The organism is Arthrobacter sp. RAF14, from assembly GCF_052114185.1.
In the GTDB taxonomy this organism is placed as follows: domain Bacteria; phylum Actinomycetota; class Actinomycetes; order Actinomycetales; family Micrococcaceae; genus Arthrobacter_E.
In genome coordinates this window covers 70,144-89,325 of the sequence record NZ_JBFREG010000003.1, presented here as the reverse complement: position 1 = coordinate 89,325, position 19,182 = coordinate 70,144, and the positions used below count along the sequence as shown (strand labels likewise).

The following is a 19,182-nucleotide window of genomic DNA, read 5'->3' as shown; positions in this document are numbered from 1 at the left end:
ACCCGGACGATAGGATGGACCCCGTGGAACCGAACGCCGACATAGACCTCTCCCTCGAGAACCAGCTGTGTTTCGCACTCACGGTCGCCTCGCGAACCGTGGTGCAGGCGTACCGTCCGGTGCTCGAACCGCTCGGCCTGACGCACCCCCAGTACCTCGTGATGCTGGCTCTCTGGGACCACAATCCGTTGAGCGTCAAAGAGGTCAGCGCCCAGCTCCTGCACGAGCCGGCCACCATCTCCCCTCTGCTGCGACGCCTGGAGGACATGGGCTACGTCCGGCGCACACCCAACACCCAGGACGCCCGGGCCCTGGACGTGGAACTGACCACGGAAGGCCTGGCGCTCAAGGAGAAGGCCCGCGCCGTCCCGCCCGCCATGATGAAGCGGCTCAAGCTCACGCGCGAGGAAGTCATGGTCCTGAACAAGGCCATGCACAATCTCATCGAAGCGGCCACCGCGGACGCCTGACCTGCCGGGCCCTGCGCGCCTACACTGGGAGCATCGATCCGGAGCAAGGAGCCGCCATGTCCCAGCCCAACCCGTCCAGGACAGCCTCCGGCCTGCGGACCGCCCTCCTGGGACTGGCCACCGCTTCGGCAGCGCTCGCTCTCGCCGCGTGCACACCATCCGCCACGCCGTCCCCCGGGCCGACGACGCCGGGCGGCACCGGCTCGGCGAGCCCCTCCTCGAGTCCCTCGCAGAGTCCGCTGCCCACCGCTCCGCCGTCGACCGACGACCACCCGGCACCGGACGCCTCGGCCACGGCCGACCTGACCATCACCGTGACCGCGAAACCCGGCGCCAAGCCCACCGAGACCAGGCTGATCTGCTCCGGCAAGACCGCCAAGCCGGAATCCACGGTCCCGATCGCCGACGAGGCCTGCGCCCTGGTCGAGGACCATCCGGCGTACCTGTTCCCAGCCGCCAAGAGCACCGCACAGGCATGTACCGAGCAATACGGCGGCCCGGCCACCGCCACCGTCAAGGGAACCGTCCGCGGCAAGACCGTCGGCCTCTCCCTGAGCAGGACCGACGGCTGCAAGATCAGCCAATGGACCACCTTGGGCCCGCTGCTCGGCGAGGCCGGGGCCAACGTCTGACGTCGCCGGCGTCGATCATCCCACCCGACGAGGCGCGATAATGGAGACGTGCCCACCACCGCCCCCGCCGCCGTTCGCGTCCTGACCGAGGACGAATGGCTGCCGTGCGCCCAGGAGCATGCGGACCGCGTGGACCGGTACGCGGCGCCCTTCCTGGAACGGCGGCACACCGGCCGGAAACACCCCGTGGAGGACTTCCTCTTCACCTACTACACGCTGAAGCCCGGACAGCTCCGCCGCTGGCATCCCGGCTCCGGGGTTGTACTGCTCGGACCCGCCGCCCGCGAACGCGAGAACTGGAAGCATTACCGGCCCCTCACCGCCCACGAGCGCGACGCGCTCGGGCTGGCACAGTCCACGGTGGCGGTCACCGTGGACGTGGACGCCTTCCTGGCGGACCGGCGTGAGGCGGTGGACTTCGCCCGCATCATCCTGGGCGGCACGCTGGCCCGCCCGGCACAGTTCGGCTGCTTCGGACTCCATGAATGGGCCATGGTCTACCGGCAGGAGAAGTTCGAGCTGCGCCACGAGTACCTCTCCCTGCGGCTCGGCGGCCAGGCCACAGACCAGGTGGTCGAAGGGCACCGGATCCGCTGCAGCCATTTCGACGCCTTCCGTTTCTACACGCCGGACGCCTCGCCGCTCAACGAGCTCCAGCCCACCCGGGAGACCCAGCGCGACCTGGAGCAGCCCGGCTGCCTGCACGCCAACATGGATGTCTACAAGTGGGCCTACAAGCTCACTCCCCTGCTGCCGAGCGAATTCCTCATGGACTGCTTCGAACTGTCCTACCGGATCCGGGCCATGGACATGAAGGCCTCGCCGTACGACCTCGCCGCGTGGGGTTACGAACCGATCCGCATCGAAACCCCCGAAGGCAAGGCGGAGTACGTGGCGCAGCAGCGGGGCTTCGCCGAGGAGACTCAGGAACTCCGACGCAGGTTCCTGGAACTCCTGGACCAGGCCGTCCCGACCACCTCTCAGGAGACACGATGACCGCGATGGACCTCACCGTCACCCTCGTCCCCGCCCCCGGGGCCGCCGAGGCGACCTTCCGCCTGGTCGGCGGGCCGGACGGTCCCGGCCCCGACTCGACCATGCCTGATCCGCAGGCCGCGTACGACGCCGTCGTGCGGCATGGCGCTCGGCTGCTCCTTCCCGCCCTCCCGCGGAAGGGGGCGGCCGAGTCGGTGGCGCGTCCCGTCTTCGGAGGGGAACAGCACGCCCGCGTCACGGGCACGCTCGACGGTCGCACCGTGGACCGTCGGTTCAGCCGTTCCGACTCCCGGGAGACCGCCCGCTGGGACGCGCTGGCGCCGCTGCTGGGCGGACAGGCCTGATCGGCGCCGCGGAGCGTAGGATCCGAACCATGGAGTGCTTCGCAGCGGGCAGGACCCGGCAGGACTGAACCCCGGTCGCCGTGTGCCGGCCCGGGGTTCCGCCGTGTCCTGTGAACACCGGCCTCCGGGCCCTGGCGAAAGGCCTCCCGTGCATTTCCGCAGCTCCGCACCTCATGATTTCAGCACCCTGCTCGACCTCACCATGAGGGTCTTCGAACCGTTCTACGAGAAATCCTTCCGCCCGCTCCTGGGCGAAACCGTCTACGCCGTGCAGCACGGCGCATGGCGGAGCGACTACCGTCAAGAGCTCCGCTCCCTGCTGGAAACGGCGCCCGGCAACGGTTTCAGCGTCGCCGAGGAGGACGGCGTCCTGCTCGGATACATCGCCTGGCACACGGACCCCGTGCGGGGCCACGGCGAGATCACACTCCTGGCCGTCGACGCCGAACACCGCGGACGCGGGATCGCGCGAGCCCTGTGCGAGCACGCCATGGATCGGATGCGGCGGGACGGAGCCCGGATCGTGGAGATCTCCACGGGCGGCGATGACTTCCATGCACCCGCCCGGGCGTTGTACGAGGAGCTGGGCTGCACCCCGATCCCCGTCGCCGTGTACTTCAAGGAGCTCTGACCCATCCAGGAACCCTGACTCGCACTGGGTTCACCGGCCGGCGTGGGTCGGAGATCTCACACGAGCCGTGCACGTCCGGAGAGAGTGACGCGTCCGGCGGGAAAAACGGCCCGTCAACGACGGAAGGGCCGGCGGGATCATGTCCCACCGGCCCTTCCGCGTCACTCGGCGCTCCGGATCAACCGGCCGCCGGAGCGTCCTCCTGGTTCAGGTCGGGACGCTTCTGCAGTTCCTGCTCCGCCTTGGCGCGGACCCCGGCATCCGGGCTCTCCGCGGCGGGTGCCGCCACCGATGCTCCGGTGCCGGTCACCACGACGTTGACGAAGGTCTGCACCGAGGACCCGGCATAGCTGACGCGCCCGATGTAGGAGCCCGGGGTCAGGCCCTTCCAGGCGAGCGTGACGTCCGCCGTCCTGCCGTTCTTCAGCACGAGCGGGTTCGGCGTCACCGTCGCATTGCCCACCGAGGCTCCGAGCACCGAAGCCTCCAGGCTCGCCTTGACGGACTGGTTGTCCGGGCTCGCGTAGAGGTTGGCCAGCAGGGTGTACTGACCCGGCTCGGGGTTGGTCAGCGACACCGACTCACTCGCCGAGGCCGTGGCCGCCGTGTAGACCTTGCCGTTCGGGCCCAGGACCACCAGATCGAAATCGGCGTTGTCCTGCGAGGACACCACCGCGAACCGGGCGAACGGCGTGCCGGCCGGGACGGTCACGGTCTTGGACGCATTGGAGGCGTCCGGCTGGTCACCTGCCGGACCGGGGACCAGCTGAATCTGGGTGGCGTCGGCCTTGGAGAGGCCGTCCAGCGTCATCCTGGTCGGACGGTCACTTCCGGAGGTCACCGGGAAGGTGGCCTTGTCCGTGCCCTTGGAGCTGGTGAAGGACAGGTTGGTCGCCGCCACAGCCGACTGCGGACGGACCGCGATCGGGGAGGTGACGCTCTTGCCCGCACCCTGCCAGCTCAGCTGGCCCATCGCGAACTGGCCCAGCGACGCGCCGGCGTTCTCGAAGCTGACCTTGAAGGTCTTCTTCTGCCCGGCGGCGTTGAAGTTCAGCACCGACGGGGTGACCTTGACGTTGACACCCGGGACGTTGACCACGGCCCGGTACAGGCCCGGGGTCAGCGCGGTGAGCGTGCGGGTGACCTCGATACGGCCCGTCAGGTTGCCGAGGGCGAAGGACGGGACGTTCATGTCGCGGGTCTTGGTGGCTCCGAGACCCGGGATGCCCAGATCGAAGCCCAGCCCCTGGATGTACCGCAGGTAGTCGTCCTGGCCCGCGTCGTAGACGAGTCCGGGGTTCAGGAACCCGGCGGGGTTGACCTGACCGGCGCCCGTGGCGAAGAGGTCCTTGTCCTTGCTGCCATCGGCCTTCTTCAGATCCGTCGCGGTGGTCATGAGCGCCGACTTGATGGTGGCGGGCGACCACTGCGGGTTCTTCGAGAGAGCCAGGGCGCCGAAGCCCGCGATGTGCGGCGAGGCCATGGAGGTGCCGGACATCATGCCGAACAGCGCGCCGTGCTCCGCGATCGGGGAGACACCGGCCAGCACGGCGACGCCGGGGGCGGCGACATCCGGCTTGAGCAGATCGGAACCGGACGCCAGAAGCGGGCCACGGGAGGAGAACCCGGCCACCTGGGGCTGGGGGTCCACCGGAAGGCCGGTGGTGTCATGGTTCACCAGGCGGGCCTTGATGGCCGGATTCGCGGTGACCTTGTCCTTGATCTGCTGCGTCGCCGGCGGGTTGACGTGGACCGTGGGCACGGCGTGCATGTCCACATCCTCACTCGAGGCGCTCAGGTTCACGAGGACCATGCCGACGCCGCCGGCACGCTTGACCTCGGCGCTCTTGGAGACGCGGTCCACCACGCCACGGTCACAGACGACGATCTTGCCGGTCACCTTGGAGGGGTCCAGGCTGTTGGGGGCGCAGAGGTTCGCATTCCCGGTGCCGGAGGCGGCGTTCCCCGAGAGGACCAGGTTGCTGTACGGGACCTCGGTGGCCATGAGGCTGGCACCGCGGAACTTGCTGCCATCCTCGAACTCGACCGTGCCCTGCAGTTCGCTCGTGAAGGAGCTCGCCGCCACGGTGGTCAGCCACGGGGCGCCGTGGTTGACGGTGCTCGCGGTGGGACCGCTGTTGCCCGCGGAGACGGAGACGAAGACGCCCGCTGAGACGGCGGAGAGGAAGGCCAGGGAGACCGGGTCCGTGGTGCTCGTGGCACTGCCGGAGATGGAGTAGTTCAGAACGTCCACGCCGTCCAGGATGGCCTGATCGATGGCGGCCACGGAGGCGGAGGAGTAGCAGCCGCCGGTGTCCGGGTCGTCGTCCTCCCAGCAGACCTTGTAGATGGAGAGCTTGGCCGCCGGGGCGACACCACTCGTGATGCCCATGTCCCGGTCGCCGAGGTTGGCGCGGACATCGGAGTTGCCGGCCGCGGTGCTGGCGGTGTGGGTGCCGTGACTTCCGACGTCCACCGGGGAGATCAGCTCCTCCGGCGCGCGGTGCTCCGGCGGGACGGTGTTCAGGAAGTCATCGGCGAAGTAACGGGCCGAGAGGACCTTGGAGTTGCACTCGGTGCCTTCGAAGCCGTCGCCCGCCTGGCAGTCACCGACGAACGTCTCGCCGTCCGACTTGAGCATGGCGATCTTGCCATCCTCGTTGCGATACGGGACGCCCACCTTCGGGGTGCCCTGCAGGGGCTTGACCTCATCACCGGCGAAGAAGGGGCTGGACGGGGTGTAACCGGAGTCGATCACGCCCACCACCACGCCCTTGCCGGCGTTCTTCGCGCCACCCAGCTGCTGCTGCCAGAGGCCGGTCTTGCCCGGGAGCTTGAGGTAATCAGTGCTGGAGTAGTCCGGGGCGTACTGCCGGTCCGGGGCCACGGCCAGCACCTTGGGATCCTTGGCCAGCTTGCTCGCCTGCTCGGCGCTGAGCTGGGCGGAGAACGCGTTCAGCGCCGTGGAGAAGCTGCGCTTGATGGAGACGCCCTCCTGGCCGGCCACCTGCTTCTGGACGGACTGGAGGTGCTGACGGTATCGCTGGACGTTCTGGTCACCGGCGTCCAGCTTCCGGCCCGCCTCCGGCTTGGTGGCTGCGAGGCCCGCGGTGCCGCCGTCGTAGCTCGCCGCCGGCTTCTCGGCGAGGACCACGATGTAGCGGCCCGCCTGGAACTGCTGGATGCTGCTCTGACCGGGAACCACGGTGGGCACGGCCTGGGCCGGTGTCATGACGGCCGTGCTCAGGAGCACGGGGATGCTGACACCTGCCGCGAGGGCCTTGGTGAGCGCCCTGCCGCGCAGGAAACTCTTCCCTGTTCTTCTCATGGGTGCGTGAACCTTTCACGAAGGTCCTCCAGTCCCTTGACCGGAGGGGTCATGCCCGACCGGCCGCGTTGTTACGCGGCTCACACTCAGGTTGACTCTTACCCTAATGGAGCAGCACCCAGTTATGACAGGGTTATTTCACAGTTTGTTATCAGCCGGCCGGGTCATACGTGAGGCAGTCCGCGCGTTCGGCGCCGGGGCCGATCTTCACGTCGTGCGCACCGCACATGAGGTGATCGTTGTGCCGGCACTCGCTGCGCTGGCACGCGCCCACGTGAGCCAGGACCTTGGGCAGGCCTCCGAGGGAGCTCGTGTCGATGAACGTGGCGCACTGGGCGTGGTGGTCGCTGCCGCCGATCGTGATGCCGTATGCCGTGCAACCGTCATGGTTGAACGAACAGGCATCCACACTGCAAGCGGACACTTCGGTGACGTGAGTGCTCATCATTCCTCCTGCTGGTTCGTCGCAGCGGGGGTCCCCGCTTCTTCCACGGTACGACCGTCGGCGGCGATTTGACCCGGAGGAAATGCGTATGTGTGTTTTCGCTAATGAGACCAGGAAGGCCTTACCGCACGCGCTCCACTCACCCCACGGCGTCGGCCCTCACTCAACAGCGTCGACGTAGTACCAGCGCCCGCCCTCCCGCACGAAGCGGCTCACCTCTTCCTGCACGCCACGGACGGCCCGGGACGACGACGGCGCCGCGCCGCCGTCGTCGTCCGCCGGCGCGCGGTAATGCGCGCGGAAGGCCACGGTCCCTTCCGTGTCGAAGGGGCCGCCCGCCGCGGTGGCGGTGATGTCGAGCCTGAGCCAGCGGAGGTCCTCGTCCAGTTCCAGGTCCGCCGGACGCGTGTCCGGATGCCAGGTGGCCAGCAGGTACTCCTCGTCCAGCACGGCGAAGGCGCTGTACCGGCTCCGCATGAGCGCCTCGGCCGTGGGAGGCAGGCCCTCCCCCGCGTGGAAGCGTCCGCAGCAGGCGTCGTAGGAGTCCCCGCTCAGGCAGGGACAGGGACCAGGGGCAGGGGTCTTCCGGGCGCTCATCCACATAGCCTAAACACGGCGCGGAGGCCCGGGCACACCCGGTAGAATGGGAGGTGCAAGCTCGCGGAGCGTCGCTGCCACCGTTTTCCCCGCCCCTCATCTCCTCCGGGAGTCCATGCGCGGAAGCGGGAAGCGCGTGAGACGGCAACACTTCCGTGACGGCCCTGGCCTGGGGCGACACCCGGCCCAGGTTCAACGCACGCACGCACACAGGAGTTGCCGGATGCCCCGGATCGTCGTCGACGTCATGCCCAAGCCCGAAATCCTTGACCCGCAGGGCAAGGCCATCGTGGGCGCGCTGCCCCGCCTCGGCTTCACCGATTTCGTGTCGGTCCGCCAGGGCAAGCGCTTTGAGCTCGAGGTCGAGGGTGAGGTGACGGACGAGATCCTGGCCAAGGCCCGCGACGCCGCCGAGACCCTGCTCTCCAACCCGGTCATCGAAGACGTGGTCAGCGTCCAGGTCGTCGAGGCCTGACCATGACCGAAATCCCCCTGATCGGTGAGGTCGCCGCGGCGGCCATCACCCCTCTCGCCGGCGCCCGGATCGGCGTCGTGACCTTCCCCGGCACGCTGGATGACCGTGACGCCGCGCGCGCCGTCCGCCTGGCCGGCGCCGAGGCCGTCGCCCTGTGGCACGCGGACACCGAACTCGCGGAGGTGGACGCCGTGGTGATCCCCGGCGGCTTCTCCTACGGTGATTACCTGCGTGCCGGCGCCATCGCCCGCTTCGCGCCCCTCATGGGCAAGATCGTGGACGCCGCCAACTCGGACGCCAAGCTGCCGGTGCTCGGCATCTGCAACGGCTTCCAGATCCTCACCGAGTCCCACCTGCTGCCGGGCTCCATGATCAAGAACGACCACCTGAAGTTCATCTGCCGCGACCAGGTGCTGCGCGTGGAGAACGCGAACACCGCCTGGACCGCCGACTACACGCAGGGCCAGGAGATCACGGTCCCGCTGAAGAACCAGGACGGCCAGTACATCGCCGATGAGAAGACGCTCGACGCGCTCGAGGCGGAGGGCCGCGTGGTGTTCCGCTACGTCGGCTTCAACCCGAACGGCTCGCGCCGTGACATCGCCGGCATCTCCAACGCCGCGGGCAACGTGGTCGGCCTCATGCCGCACCCTGAGCACGCCGTGGAAGCCGGTTTCGGCCCGGAGCAGGACGGCGGCCACTCGGTGGACGGCCTCGGCTTCTTCACCTCCGTGCTGACCCAGATCGTGGGAGGAAAGTGATGACCCAGGAAACCACTGCCAAGTTCAACATCGACACCGTGGCCAACGCCGCGGGCACCCCCGAGGTCGAACTGCCGTGGGCCGAGCTGGGCCTGAAGCAGAACGAATTCGAGGAGATCGTCAAGCTCCTGGGCCGCCGCCCCACCGGCGCCGAGCTGGCCATGTACTCCGTCATGTGGAGCGAGCACTGCTCCTACAAGTCCTCCAAGAACCACCTGCGCCAGTTCGGCCAGAAGGTCACCGAGGAGATGAAGAAGGACATGCTGGTGGGCATCGGCGAGAACGCCGGTGTCACCAATCTGGGGGACGGCTGGGCCGTGACCTTCAAGATCGAGTCCCACAACTCGCCGTCGTTCGTGGAGCCCTACCAGGGTGCGGCCACCGGCATCGGCGGCATCGTGCGTGACATCATCTCGATGGGCGCCCGCCCCGTGGCCGTCATGGACCCGCTGCGCTTCGGCGAGATCGACCACCCGGACACCGCCCGCGTCATGCACGGCGCCGTGGCGGGCATCGGCGGCTACGGCAATTCGCTGGGTCTGCCGAACATCGGTGGCGAGATGGTCTTCGACGCCGTCTACCAGGGCAACCCGCTGGTGAACGCCCTCGCCGTGGGCGTCATGCGCCACGAGGACATCCGCCTGGCGAACGCCTCCGGCAAGGGCAACAAGGTCGTGCTGTTCGGCGCCCGCACCGGTGGCGACGGCATCGGCGGCGCCTCCGTGCTGGCTTCCGAGTCCTTCGACGACACCAAGCCCTCCAAGCGCCCCGCCGTCCAGGTCGGCGACCCGTTCGCCGAGAAGGTGCTCATCGAGTGCTGCCTCGAACTGTTCAAGCACTCCCTCGTGGAAGGCATCCAGGACCTGGGCGCCGCGGGCATCTCCTGCGCCACTTCGGAACTGGCCTCCAACGGCGACGGCGGCATGCAGGTGGAACTCACCAGCGTCCTGCTGCGTGACCCCACCCTGACCCCGGGCGAGATCCTCATGTCCGAGTCCCAGGAGCGCATGATGGCCGTCGTGACGCCGGAGAACGTCGAGGCGTTCGAGGCCGTCATGGACAAGTGGGCCGTGGAGTACTCCTGGCTGGGTGAGGTCACCGACACCGGCCGCCTCATCATCACCTGGGACGGCGAAGTGATCGTGGACGTGGACCCGAAGACCGTGGCCCATGACGGCCCGGTCTACGACCGCCCCTACGCCCGCCCGTCCTGGCAGGACGCCCTGCAGGCGGACACCTTCACCGGGTCCGTGCAGGACGCCGGCCGTCCCGCCACCTCCGGCGAGCTCGCTGCCGCCGTGACCGAACTGGTCGCGTCGCCGAACATGTGCGACAAGTCCTGGATCACCAAGCAGTACGACCGCTACGTCGGCGGCAACACCGCCATGGCCTTCCCGGATGACGCCGGCGTGGTCCGCGTGGACGAGGAGACCGGCCTTGGCGTCGCGCTCTCCACCGATGCCAACGGCCGCTACACCTACCTGGACCCGTACCAGGGCGCACAGCTGGCGCTGGCCGAGGCCTACCGCAACGTGGCCACCGGCGGCGCCGTGCCCATGGCCGTCTCCGACTGCCTGAACTTCGGCTCCCCCGAGGATCCGGACGTCATGTGGCAGCTCGCCGAGTCCATCCGCGGCCTCTCCGACGCCTGCATGGAGCTGGGTGTCCCGGTCACGGGCGGCAACGTCTCGCTGTACAACCAGACCGGCACCACGCCGATCCACCCCGCCCCCGTGGTCGCGGTGCTCGGCAAGCTCGACGACGTCGCGCGCCGCACCCCGTCCGGCTGGCGTGAGGATGGCCAGGCCATCTACCTGCTGGGCACGACGGCGGCCGAGCTGGACGGCTCCGAGTGGTCCAAGCTGCGTGGTCACCTGGGCGGCCTGCCGCCTCGCGTGGACCTCGCCGCCGAGCGCACGCTGGGTGAGATCCTCATCAACGCCTCCCGTGACGGCATGGTCGACGCCGCGCACGACCTCTCCGAGGGCGGCCTGGCCGCAGCTCTGGTCGAGTCGGCGCTGCGTTACAACGTGGGCGCCCGGATCGGCCTCGGCGAGGTCGCTGAGCGTGACGGCGTGGACCTGTTCACGCTGCTGTTCTCCGAGTCTCAGGCCCGCGCCATCGTGTCGGTGCCGCGTTCCGAAGAGGTCCGCTTCAACGACATGTGCACGGCCCGCGGCTTCGCCCACGCCCGCATCGGCGTCGTGGATTCCGCCTCCGGCACCCTGGAGATCAACGGGGTGGACGCTCTCCCGCTCGACGCTCTCCGCGAGGCCCACGAGGGGACGCTGCCGAAGTACTTCGGCTGACCCCTCCCCTCCCCCTCATCGACTGCTCCATAGGATGTCGTTTTCCGCCCTTTCCGGCGGATTCCGGCATCCTATGGAGCAGTCGATGGTCGTTTAAGCGGCCTTTCGCCAGCCACGGGATACCAGGGCGTCACGGACCTTCCGGATCGCGAGCCGATGGTCGTCCAGCGTGTGCTCTTTCGAGAGCCTCACTTCCAGCCATCCCGTCCGCGCGTACTTCTCCGCTCTCCGGATGTCCCGCCCCACCTGCGCGGCCGCGCTGTGGTGCTCGCCGTCGTATTCCACTCCGACCCGGTACTCAGTGAAGGCCAGATCCGGCTGGAACTCGTCCCCGGACCCGGGCACCGTGACCCGGGGATTCACCGAAGGCTCCGGGAACCCGGCCCGCTCGAACGCCAACCGCAGCAGCGTCTCCTGGGGCGAGTCCGCCCCCACCCTGAGGAGATCAAGGGCTGCCCGCGCGGAGCTGATCCCCCGCTTGCCCCGATGGCCCCGCACGACGCCGCTGAGCTGCTCGAGCGTGGCGTGCGGCTCGGTCCGGGGTTCGAAGTCCGGCCGCGGGATCCGGATGCAGGCATCCCCCACCACCACGAGCTCCTCCAGCGTCACGACGGCGGCGAGATCGAGCCACGTCCGGGCCGGGGTGGTGACCGGAACGCCCTCGAACCAGCACACCTCCCCCGGAAGGAGCCTGGCCCGATGGGCTTCGACGAAAGGCCGTGCGAGGTCGGCGGCGGTGTCGGGCCGGAGGACGTGGATCCGTCGATCGCCCCGGCCCCACACGGCCAGTTCCCAGATCCTGGCAGCTGTCCAGAGCGAGGCCGCCACGCCGCGGTTGGTCTCGAGGAACGGAGCGATCCACTGCGCCAGGGCGGCGCCGCTCAGGCCTTCTGGAACACCATTGACGTCCGCCAAGGACCACGACCAGACCCCCTTGCCGAGACGCTGCGCTTCCAGACGACGGAGCACCCGGGTCGAGTAGCCCGAACTCGCGGCGGACCGCGTTCCAAAGGGACCTGTCAGCTCCGCCCCGGGCAGCGGTCTCTTGATCGTCATGAACCACATCAAACACCGAATCCGCTGATGATGCGTCCGGTTATCCACAGCCCCTATCGACTGCTCCATAGGAGGTCATTCCGCCCCGATATCCCTCAAAAACGACATCCTATGGAGCAGTCGATGGAAGGAGGAGAGGGGCGAGGCGGGGTACGGGTGGGGTGGGGGTACGGCAAGGCCCCCGGACCGTCGTGCGGTGCGGGGGCCTTGATTCGGGGCTTCGGAGAGTCCGGCCGTCGTGCAGTGCCGTGGATTTCGGCTCTAGCGGGACGTGCCCTGGGACACCGAGCCCTGCAGCTGACGCTGGAAGATGATGTAGACCACGAGCACCGGGATCACCGTGATGGTCACGGCCGCGAACAATGCGCCGAAGTCCACCGCGTAGCCCATCTGCTGCGCGAAGGCCGCCAGGGACTGGGACAGCACCTTGGGGCCGGCCGCGTTGATCGTCACCGGGATGAGGAACTGGTTCCACAGACCGAGGAAGTTGAAGATCGCCACGGAAGCCAGGCCCGGCTTCGCCATCGGCAGCATGATCTGGAAGAACGTCCGCCACTCACCGGCGCCGTCGATCGCGGCCGCCTCGGCGATCTCACCCGGCAGATTCTTGAAGAAGCTGTGCAGGAAGAACACCGTGAAGGCCAGAGCGAAGCCCACGTACGTGAGGATCAGGCCGAAGAGGGTGTTGAGCAGGTGCATCCGCTCGAGCATCTTGAACAACGGCACCATGGCCAGGAACACCGGGAAGGTGTTGCCCGCCAGCAGCAGGATGTAGACGAACCGGTTGCCCCAGAACTTGAAGCGTGCCAGCACGTACGCCGACATGGCGCCCAGCAGCATGACGAGGACCAGGGACGCCCCCACCAGGATCAGCGAGTTGCCGAAGGCCTGTCCGATGCCTGCTTCGGTCCAGGCACGCGTGTAGTTGTCGAAACGCCACACGCTCGGCAGGGCGAACGGCGAGGCGAAGATCTCCGCGGAGGACTTGAAGGAGGACATGAACGTCCAGAGCAGAGGGAGGACCACGATGGCCGACCACAGGATCAGCACCACATGGCTGGTCCCTGCGACGACGCGGTCACTCGCCGTCGACTCGGCCTTACGCTCGACGTGCCCTGCGGGAGCCTTCGTCTTGTTGAGAATGCTCATACGAGTTCCTGATCCTTACCACCGGTCAGCCGGTTCACCAGGAAGACGAGTCCTGAGAAGATGAGCGTCGCCACGGCCATGACCACACCCATGGCGGTCGCGGTGCCGAACTGGCCACGCTGGAACGCGGTGAAGAACAGCTGCTGGGACATCACCAGCGTGGTGTTCTCCGGTCCACCGGCGTTCGGGAAGAGGGCCGCCATGTAGACGAAGGCGTCGAGGGCGAGGATGCCCAGGTAGACGTAGGCGGTCTGGATGTTGTCGCGGATCATCGGGATGGTCAGGCTCACCGCGGTGCGGAATCTCCCGGCGCCGTCGATGCGGGCCGCCTCATAGAGTTCCGCGGGAATGCCCTTGATACCGGCGATGAAGAGGACCATGTAGAAGCCCACGAAGCCCCAGATGATCACGAACATGGAGGCGAACATCGCGGTGTTGGAGTTGCCCAGCCAGGCGAAATCCTTGAAGTTCTGAAGGCCCATCGCCCGGAGCAGGCCGTTCAGCAGGCCGCCGCTCGGGTCGTAGATCTGACCCCACATGATGCCGATGGCGATCGCGGGGATCGTGTACGGGAAGAAGGAGACCACGCGGTAGAAGCTGGAGCCCTTGAGTCCCTTGACCTGGCCCTTGCTGCTGCCACCCACGGTGACGACGACGGCGAGTGCCAGGGAGAGGACGATCGTCACGAGCGGCACCACGATGAGCAGCAGGATGTTGTTGCCCAGCGCCTTCAGGAACAGATCGTCCTGGAAGATCTTGACGTAATTCGCGAGTCCGACGAAGTTGAACTTCGGGGAGAAGCCCGACCAGTCCGTCAGGCTGTAGTAGAAGGCTTGAAGAAATGGCCACACCACGAAAAGCCCGTAGATCACGAGGGGAACGCCAAGGAATACCAGCATGAAGCTGACCTTGTCCCAGGTGAGTTGCTTCCGCCGCCGCGGGGCGGCGGCCGGGAGGCCGCCGCCCGTGGTGGTGCCCGGAACAGGCAGGGTCACTTGATTTCAACCTTCTTGATGGACGAATCGGCAGCGACCTTGTCCGAGATCTTCTGCAGTGCATCGGCCAGCTCGTCGGCGGAGCTCTTGCCGTCGAGGAAGGCGTTCCACACGACCAGCTGGTCCTTGTTGGTGCCGTACAGGTCGAAGACCTGCCAGTTGAAGACGTTCTTGCCTGCGGCGTCGAGCATCTTGGTCTGAGAGACCAGAGCCGTGGAACCGAAGCCGTCCGCCGGAACGGTGCCCTTGACGATGGTCGGGGAGAGCTTCGTCTTGGCGAAGTTCGTGGCCGCCTCCTTGGAGAGCATGGCGCGCAGCAGCTCCTTGCCACCGGCGACGCTCTTGCCCTGGGAAGGAACGATGAAGGGTTCGCCGGCGCCGGAGTGCAGCGCCTCGAACGGCATCTTCGATCCGGAGGTGACGGTCGGCACCGGGGTGCCGGTCATCTGGAAGTCCGCCTTGGTCTGGTCCTTCATCTCGTTTTCGATCCAGGAACCGGACGGGTAGAGGAGCGCTTCCTGGGCGTTGGACCACTGGGCCTGGGCGGCGGTGAACTGCGTGCCCGAGCCACCCGGCTTGAAGTGCCCGGCCTTGATGTGCTTCTCCAGGGCCTTGAACACCTTCACGATGGCGTCCTGCTTCCAGGCATCCGGCTTCAGGTTCTCGATGTTCAGACGGACTTCCTGGCCGCCTTCCTTGATGGCGGAGGCGAACGCGAGTTCCTGGTAGTAGGTGGCCGCTTCCTTGCCCCAGAGGAACAGGAACTTGCCCTTGGCCTTGGCCTTCTCGCCGAGCTCGAACGCCTCGTCCCAGGTCTTCGGCACGGTCCAGCCGTTCTCCTTGAAGAGGGAGGCGGAGTACCACAGGCCGTAGACGGTGAGCACGTAGTTGATCGCGGCGACCTTGTCACCGAAGGTGCCGGGAGCCAGCACGCCCTCGTAGAGGGTGTCGGAGATCTTGGTGCCCTCGTAGTTGTTGGCGTCGACGACGGACTTGAGGTCTTCGAGCTGCTCGAGGATGGTCGAGATGCCGATGGACTGCGCACCGGAGTTGTCGATCAGGTCCGGCGGGTTGCCGCCGGCGAAGCGCGGCTGGAGCTCGGCGGAGATGGCCGACGACGCCGCGACCTTGAAGGTGCTCCCGGCGAACTTCTTCTCAGCGGTCTTGGCTGCGAACTCCACGTAGTCCACACCGTAGCCACCCTTGAAGATCACCGCGTCAACGGTGGCCTTGTCCGCCAGACCGAAGGGGTTCTCTGCAGAGACGTTGCCGGTGGCGGCGGGGGTGCCGCTGTCACCGCCGGATGCGCAGGAAGCCAATGCGCCACCCATGGGGATGACCGCAGCCGTGGCGAGCGCCCCCCGGAGGAATCCACGCCGCGCGAACGGCTGGTTCTGCATTTTCATATCGTTACCTTCCGATGACTCTAAGGAGCTGGGCGGGTCATCTGCGACTTCGACCAGCGTGACCTGGATCCAAACAGACCCTCGTCTGTGTGATATGCAACACCATCTTTGAGCGAAACGCAATATTTCCTGGGAGTTTTGATCAACTTCTTTCATTGCGATTTCATAACCGCCAGGGGTCCGCGAGGTTTCGGAGCCCCACTCGGCTGGGGCCCTCACGAGGATCGCCGCAGATCAGCTCCCCATTCCCCCGCCCCGGACTACGATCCGGCCCGGATCATAGGCCGGTCACGGACCGGGCACGGCCCGTGACGCCGTCGAGAATCGAGTAGTCACTACTTGGGGGTGGGCTCTCCACTCGGCGCTAACCTGCACAGTACGCGGCACGGCGGTCTCAGGGGTAGCCCCCCGGAGCGCGTGCTGCGCGCCTGCGGACGGGAATCGGGGGATTCCCTCCGCGGGTGACAGGGCGACTGTTTTAGGAGGCGGTCACCCGGTGCCCGGGACCTGGTCCTGGGAGAAGTGGTGGGGTCCGGCCCAGGGCGTCCCTGTTGCCCGGTCCGGCCCCGCCACCCTGCCCGGTCAGCCCCGTTCGACCAGGCCCTTCCACTCCAGCTGTTCCTGCTGCCGGCGGCTCAGGCCGGACACCACCAGGTCATACGAGTCCTCGATCATGTCGCGGAGCAGCGCGTCGGGAAGCCCTTCGAGGAGCACCCCGTTCCAGTGCTTCTTGTTGAGATGCCATGCCCCGGTGATCTGCGGATAGCCCGCCCGCAGCTGCAGGGCCAGGACGGGCTCGCACTTCAGGCTCACGGACAGCGGTTCGGCGCGCAGGCGTGTCAGCGCGAACATCTTCGCGGGGTGCCGCGCACCCTCGACCTCGGATGCGACCTTGAAGACGGAGATGTCCGGGTCGAACGGGAAATCCTCGATGGCGCCCGGGAACCCCAGGCAGAATTCGCGCAGCTCACGGGCGTCCATGACCGTTCCTCCTCACCAGGCCGCCGTGCGGCTCTCAACCGGGCACGACGACGCGCGCTCACCCGCCGTCGTCGTGTACTGCGTGTGCGGCGCTCAGGCCGTCGGGGCGCCGTCCGTGTCCAGGCGGCGGCCCTGCTGCGCCCACTGATGCAGCACCCGGTCCGGGCACTCGTTCATCACGACGTCCAGCCCGGCGGCCTCGGCTCGTTCGGCCGCGGCCTCATCCACCACCCCGAGCTGCATCCAGACCGCCTTGGCACCGGCCTCAATGGCCTGATCGACCACGGCGCCGACGCGCTCGGAGTTCACGAAACACTCCACCACGTCCACCTGACCCGGAACCTCGGAGAGGAGCGTGTAACCCTTCTCCCCGTGGACGTCCTCGCCCTTGGGATTGATGGGGACGATCTCCATCCCCATGCGGTCGCGCACGGTGAGGGACACGTCGTAGGCGGCGCGCCATTGATTGGTGCTCAGCCCCACCACGGCCCAGCGGCCCTTCGTGGTGATGAGCTTCTCGATGACGGCGGGATCGTTGACGTGTGCCATGCCCCTAGCCTATGCCCAGGGTCCGACAGCCATTCCCACGCGGCTTAGACACACGCCTTCGCTCGTTCCTCGCTGCGGCGTGCGATGCGCCGCTTCCGGGAATGTCTGACGGACCCGCCCGGACACACCGAGGGCCGACGACGCCAAGGCGTCGCCGGCCCTCGGAAGGGTGTTGAGTACTCAGTCCTCGATCAGGTCGTGGACGACGATCGTCTGCTCACGGTCCGGGCCCACGCCGATGGCGGAGAAACGGGTGCCGGAGAGGCGCTCCAGTGCCAGGACGTAGTCGCGGGCGTTCTCCGGGAGATCCTCCAGGGTCTTGGCGCCGCTGATGTCCTCGGTCCAGCCCGGGAAGTACTCGAAGATGGGCTTCGCGTGGTGGAAGTCCGTCTGGGTCATGGGCATCTCATCGTGACGGACGCCGTCGACGTCGTACGCGACGCAGACCGGGATCTGCTCGATGCCCGTGAGGACATCCAGCTTGGTGAGGAAGTAGTCGGTGAAGCCGTTGACGCGGGAGGCGTGGCGGGCCAGAACGGCGTCGTACCAGCCACAGCGGCGCGGACGGCCGGTGTTCACGCCGAACTCACCGCCGGTCTTCTGCAGGTAGAGACCCATGTCATCGAACAGCTCGGTGGGGAACGGCCCGGCGCCCACGCGGGTGGTGTACGCCTTGATGATGCCGATCGACCGGGAGATGCGCGTGGGGCCGATGCCCGAGCCCACGGAGGCGCCGCCCGCCGTCGGGTTCGAGGAGGTCACGAACGGGTAGGTGCCGTGGTCCACATCCAGGAAGGTGGCCTGGCCGCCCTCCATGAGGACCACCTTGCCCTCGTCCAGGGCCTTGTTCAGCTCATAGGTCGAGTCGATCATCAGGGGGCGCAGGCGCTCGGCGAAGGAGAGGAAATACTGGACGATCTCCTCCACCTCGACGGCGCGGCGGTTGTACACCTTCACCAGGAGCTGGTTCTTCTGGTGCAGGGAGCCCTCCACCTTCTGGCGGAGAATCGACTCGTCGAAGACGTCCTGGACGCGCAGGCCGAGGCGGGCGACCTTGTCCATGTAAGCGGGGCCGATGCCGCGGCCCGTGGTGCCGATGGCCCGCTTGCCGAGGAATCGCTCGGTGACCTTGTCCAGCACCTGGTGGTACGGCGCCACGAGGTGGGCGTTGGCGGAGACGCGCAGTCGGGAGGTGTCCGCGCCGCGGGCTTCCAGGCCGTCGATCTCCTGGAACAGTGCTTCGAGGTTCACCACGCAGCCGTTGCCGATCACCGGGATGGCGTTGGGGCTGAGAATGCCGGCGGGAAGGAGCTTGAGCTCGTACTTCTCACCGTTGACGACCACGGTGTGGCCGGCGTTGTTGCCGCCGTTGGGCTTGACCACGTAATCCACGCGCCCGCCCAGGAGGTCGGTGGCCTTTCCCTTGCCTTCATCGCCCCACTGGGCTCCGACGATCACGATTGCTGGCATTAGATCCTCCCCGAGGATTCGGCAGGGGCGTTGACCTACCCAGCTTAGTCGACCGGGGCCGACAGCCCGCATCGGGTTGGTTCACGACGGTCACCCGATATTCGTGCAGGACCCGCCAAGACCGCCCACGAGCCCCGGATTGGCGCGGACCTTGACCGGGACGGAAGGCCAGGTGCCGCTGTTGATGACGATCGCGAGTTCCAGGTCGGTCCCCAGCCCCAGGAGACCGCCGAGAAGGTTGACCGGGACGTTGGTGGTGTACTCGGACGTGGTGCCGGTGGTGTTCGAGGTCATGGAGAAACCCGTCAGAGGAGCCAGCACCGACCCGAGGCCGCTCTGTGATGCGTAGACAGTGGCATCGGTCAGAGTGAATCCGGCCGGTGGCTTCCAATAGATGATGACCTTGGCTCCGAGTCCCGCGATGCCGGCGTTGTACGCGCAGGCCCTGGTCAGCGTTGCCGGGGGCACCGTGTAAGCCCCGATGCCGGCGCCCGCGGTCCATTCGCGGTCACTCCACGCGGCGGACGTGGGCACGGCGGAGACGACGACGGCGCACGCGGCCAGCGCTGCGGCGATCCCGCCCCGCAT

19 protein-coding genes are annotated in these 19,182 nt (G+C 67.5%); 8 read left to right on the top strand and 11 right to left on the bottom strand.

Translation table 11 applies throughout. The features are described 5' to 3' along the window. Positions 1-14 precede the first annotated feature (14 nt). The 5 genes from AB4Y75_RS10720 to AB4Y75_RS10700 all read left to right on the top strand — a co-directional run bounded on the left by AB4Y75_RS10720 (position 15) and on the right by AB4Y75_RS10700 (position 3,073). Positions 15-470: a MarR family winged helix-turn-helix transcriptional regulator gene (locus AB4Y75_RS10720; protein ID WP_441435867.1), complete on the top strand. Its 456-nt coding sequence runs from the start codon at positions 15-17 to the stop codon at positions 468-470. A gap of 56 nt (positions 471-526) precedes the next feature. Further along, positions 527-1,102 carry a serine protease inhibitor gene (locus AB4Y75_RS10715; RefSeq protein ID WP_441435866.1) on the top strand — a complete coding sequence of 192 codons (576 nt, stop codon included), beginning with the start codon at positions 527-529 and terminating at the stop codon, positions 1,100-1,102. Between the two features lie 48 nt (positions 1,103-1,150). Continuing rightward, positions 1,151-2,098 carry a 3-methyladenine DNA glycosylase gene (locus tag AB4Y75_RS10710; protein WP_441435865.1) on the top strand — a complete coding sequence of 316 codons (948 nt, stop codon included), beginning with the start codon at positions 1,151-1,153 and terminating at the stop codon, positions 2,096-2,098. Beyond that, on the top strand, positions 2,095-2,442 hold the full coding sequence (locus AB4Y75_RS10705) for a serine protease inhibitor (protein WP_441435864.1): 348 nt from the start codon (positions 2,095-2,097) through the stop codon (positions 2,440-2,442). The genes AB4Y75_RS10710 and AB4Y75_RS10705 overlap by 4 nt, the downstream gene beginning before the upstream one ends. 148 nt (positions 2,443-2,590) lie before the next feature. Continuing rightward, on the top strand, positions 2,591-3,073 hold the full coding sequence (locus tag AB4Y75_RS10700; RefSeq protein WP_441435863.1) for a GNAT family N-acetyltransferase: 483 nt from the start codon (positions 2,591-2,593) through the stop codon (positions 3,071-3,073). 178 nt (positions 3,074-3,251) lie between these two features. Here AB4Y75_RS10700 and AB4Y75_RS10695 read toward each other — a convergent pair whose 3' ends face one another. The 3 genes from AB4Y75_RS10695 to AB4Y75_RS10685 all read right to left on the bottom strand — a co-directional run bounded on the left by AB4Y75_RS10695 (position 3,252) and on the right by AB4Y75_RS10685 (position 7,443). Continuing rightward, the gene (locus tag AB4Y75_RS10695; protein WP_441435862.1) at positions 3,252-6,401 is read right to left on the bottom strand and encodes a S8 family serine peptidase; all 3,150 of its coding nucleotides are present in this window, start codon (positions 6,399-6,401) and stop codon (positions 3,252-3,254) included. A 151-nt stretch (positions 6,402-6,552) separates the two neighbouring features. Beyond that, a complete protein-coding gene (locus AB4Y75_RS10690; RefSeq protein WP_066215003.1) occupies positions 6,553-6,846 on the bottom strand; it encodes a DUF1540 domain-containing protein in 294 nt (97 codons plus the stop codon). Between the two features lie 159 nt (positions 6,847-7,005). Beyond that, complete coding sequence (locus AB4Y75_RS10685; RefSeq protein ID WP_441435861.1) at positions 7,006-7,443, bottom strand: YchJ family protein; 438 nt, start codon at positions 7,441-7,443, stop codon at positions 7,006-7,008. Positions 7,444-7,666: 223 nt separating this feature from the next. Here AB4Y75_RS10685 and purS point away from each other — a divergent pair, with 223 nt between their 5' ends. The 3 genes from purS to purL are packed head-to-tail and all read left to right on the top strand — an operon-like array spanning position 7,667 to position 10,988. After that, positions 7,667-7,918 (top strand): phosphoribosylformylglycinamidine synthase subunit PurS, encoded by a 252-nt coding sequence (gene purS, locus AB4Y75_RS10680; protein ID WP_441435860.1) that lies wholly within the window; start codon positions 7,667-7,669, stop codon positions 7,916-7,918. A gap of 2 nt (positions 7,919-7,920) precedes the next feature. After that, positions 7,921-8,679 carry a phosphoribosylformylglycinamidine synthase subunit PurQ gene (gene purQ, locus AB4Y75_RS10675; RefSeq protein ID WP_441435859.1) on the top strand — a complete coding sequence of 253 codons (759 nt, stop codon included), beginning with the start codon at positions 7,921-7,923 and terminating at the stop codon, positions 8,677-8,679. Then, positions 8,679-10,988: a phosphoribosylformylglycinamidine synthase subunit PurL gene (gene purL / locus AB4Y75_RS10670; protein WP_441435858.1), complete on the top strand. Its 2,310-nt coding sequence runs from the start codon at positions 8,679-8,681 to the stop codon at positions 10,986-10,988. The genes purQ and purL overlap by 1 nt, the downstream gene beginning before the upstream one ends. Positions 10,989-11,081: 93 nt before the next feature. On the opposite strand, the gene AB4Y75_RS10665 is transcribed toward purL, so the two are convergent. The 8 genes from AB4Y75_RS10665 to AB4Y75_RS10630 form a co-directional block, all read right to left on the bottom strand. Further along, the gene (locus tag AB4Y75_RS10665; protein ID WP_441435857.1) at positions 11,082-12,044 is read right to left on the bottom strand and encodes an endonuclease domain-containing protein; all 963 of its coding nucleotides are present in this window, start codon (positions 12,042-12,044) and stop codon (positions 11,082-11,084) included. A gap of 261 nt (positions 12,045-12,305) precedes the next feature. Next, a complete protein-coding gene (locus tag AB4Y75_RS10660) occupies positions 12,306-13,193 on the bottom strand; it encodes a carbohydrate ABC transporter permease (protein ID WP_441435856.1) in 888 nt (295 codons plus the stop codon). Then, positions 13,190-14,092: a carbohydrate ABC transporter permease gene (locus tag AB4Y75_RS10655; protein ID WP_441436030.1), complete on the bottom strand. Its 903-nt coding sequence runs from the start codon at positions 14,090-14,092 to the stop codon at positions 13,190-13,192. Before AB4Y75_RS10655 ends, AB4Y75_RS10660 begins: the two co-directional genes overlap by 4 nt. A 92-nt stretch (positions 14,093-14,184) precedes the next feature. After that, positions 14,185-15,594, bottom strand: a complete 1,410-nt coding sequence (gene ngcE / locus AB4Y75_RS10650) for an N-acetylglucosamine/diacetylchitobiose ABC transporter substrate-binding protein (protein ID WP_441435855.1) — start codon at positions 15,592-15,594, stop codon at positions 14,185-14,187. Positions 15,595-16,176: 582 nt separating this feature from the next. Beyond that, positions 16,177-16,575 carry an MmcQ/YjbR family DNA-binding protein gene (locus AB4Y75_RS10645; RefSeq protein WP_441435854.1) on the bottom strand — a complete coding sequence of 133 codons (399 nt, stop codon included), beginning with the start codon at positions 16,573-16,575 and terminating at the stop codon, positions 16,177-16,179. A gap of 93 nt (positions 16,576-16,668) precedes the next feature. Next, positions 16,669-17,124, bottom strand: coding sequence for a CoA-binding protein (locus tag AB4Y75_RS10640; RefSeq protein WP_441435853.1), 456 nt, complete (start codon positions 17,122-17,124; stop codon positions 16,669-16,671). A 180-nt stretch (positions 17,125-17,304) separates the two neighbouring features. After that, a complete protein-coding gene (locus AB4Y75_RS10635; RefSeq protein WP_066214710.1) occupies positions 17,305-18,594 on the bottom strand; it encodes an adenylosuccinate synthase in 1,290 nt (429 codons plus the stop codon). A 90-nt stretch (positions 18,595-18,684) separates the two neighbouring features. Then, positions 18,685-19,182, bottom strand: a complete 498-nt coding sequence (locus AB4Y75_RS10630) for a SipW-dependent-type signal peptide-containing protein (RefSeq protein WP_441436029.1) — start codon at positions 19,180-19,182, stop codon at positions 18,685-18,687.

Bases quoted from the DNA above. Each gene is read 5' to 3' on its own strand.
- AB4Y75_RS10720 (WP_441435867.1), top strand. From the start codon at position 15: ATGGACCCCGTGGAACCGAACGCCGACATAGACCTCTCCCTCGAGAAC.
- AB4Y75_RS10715 (WP_441435866.1), top strand. From the start codon at position 527: ATGTCCCAGCCCAACCCGTCCAGGACAGCCTCCGGCCTGCGGACCGCC.
- AB4Y75_RS10705 (WP_441435864.1), top strand. From the start codon at position 2,095: ATGACCGCGATGGACCTCACCGTCACCCTCGTCCCCGCCCCCGGGGCC.
- AB4Y75_RS10695 (WP_441435862.1), bottom strand. From the start codon at position 6,401: ATGAGAAGAACAGGGAAGAGTTTCCTGCGCGGCAGGGCGCTCACCAAG.
- AB4Y75_RS10690 (WP_066215003.1), bottom strand. From the start codon at position 6,846: ATGAGCACTCACGTCACCGAAGTGTCCGCTTGCAGTGTGGATGCCTGT.
- AB4Y75_RS10685 (WP_441435861.1), bottom strand. From the start codon at position 7,443: ATGAGCGCCCGGAAGACCCCTGCCCCTGGTCCCTGTCCCTGCCTGAGC.
- purS (WP_441435860.1), top strand. From the start codon at position 7,667: ATGCCCCGGATCGTCGTCGACGTCATGCCCAAGCCCGAAATCCTTGAC.
- purQ (WP_441435859.1), top strand. From the start codon at position 7,921: ATGACCGAAATCCCCCTGATCGGTGAGGTCGCCGCGGCGGCCATCACC.
- purL (WP_441435858.1), top strand. From the start codon at position 8,679: ATGACCCAGGAAACCACTGCCAAGTTCAACATCGACACCGTGGCCAAC.
- AB4Y75_RS10665 (WP_441435857.1), bottom strand. From the start codon at position 12,044: ATGACGATCAAGAGACCGCTGCCCGGGGCGGAGCTGACAGGTCCCTTT.
- AB4Y75_RS10660 (WP_441435856.1), bottom strand. From the start codon at position 13,193: ATGAGCATTCTCAACAAGACGAAGGCTCCCGCAGGGCACGTCGAGCGT.
- AB4Y75_RS10655 (WP_441436030.1), bottom strand. From the start codon at position 14,092: ATGCTGGTATTCCTTGGCGTTCCCCTCGTGATCTACGGGCTTTTCGTG.
- ngcE (WP_441435855.1), bottom strand. From the start codon at position 15,594: ATGAAAATGCAGAACCAGCCGTTCGCGCGGCGTGGATTCCTCCGGGGG.
- AB4Y75_RS10645 (WP_441435854.1), bottom strand. From the start codon at position 16,575: ATGGACGCCCGTGAGCTGCGCGAATTCTGCCTGGGGTTCCCGGGCGCC.
- AB4Y75_RS10640 (WP_441435853.1), bottom strand. From the start codon at position 17,124: ATGGCACACGTCAACGATCCCGCCGTCATCGAGAAGCTCATCACCACG.
- AB4Y75_RS10635 (WP_066214710.1), bottom strand. From the start codon at position 18,594: ATGCCAGCAATCGTGATCGTCGGAGCCCAGTGGGGCGATGAAGGCAAG.
- AB4Y75_RS10630 (WP_441436029.1), bottom strand. From the start codon at position 19,182: ATGCGGGGCGGGATCGCCGCAGCGCTGGCCGCGTGCGCCGTCGTCGTC.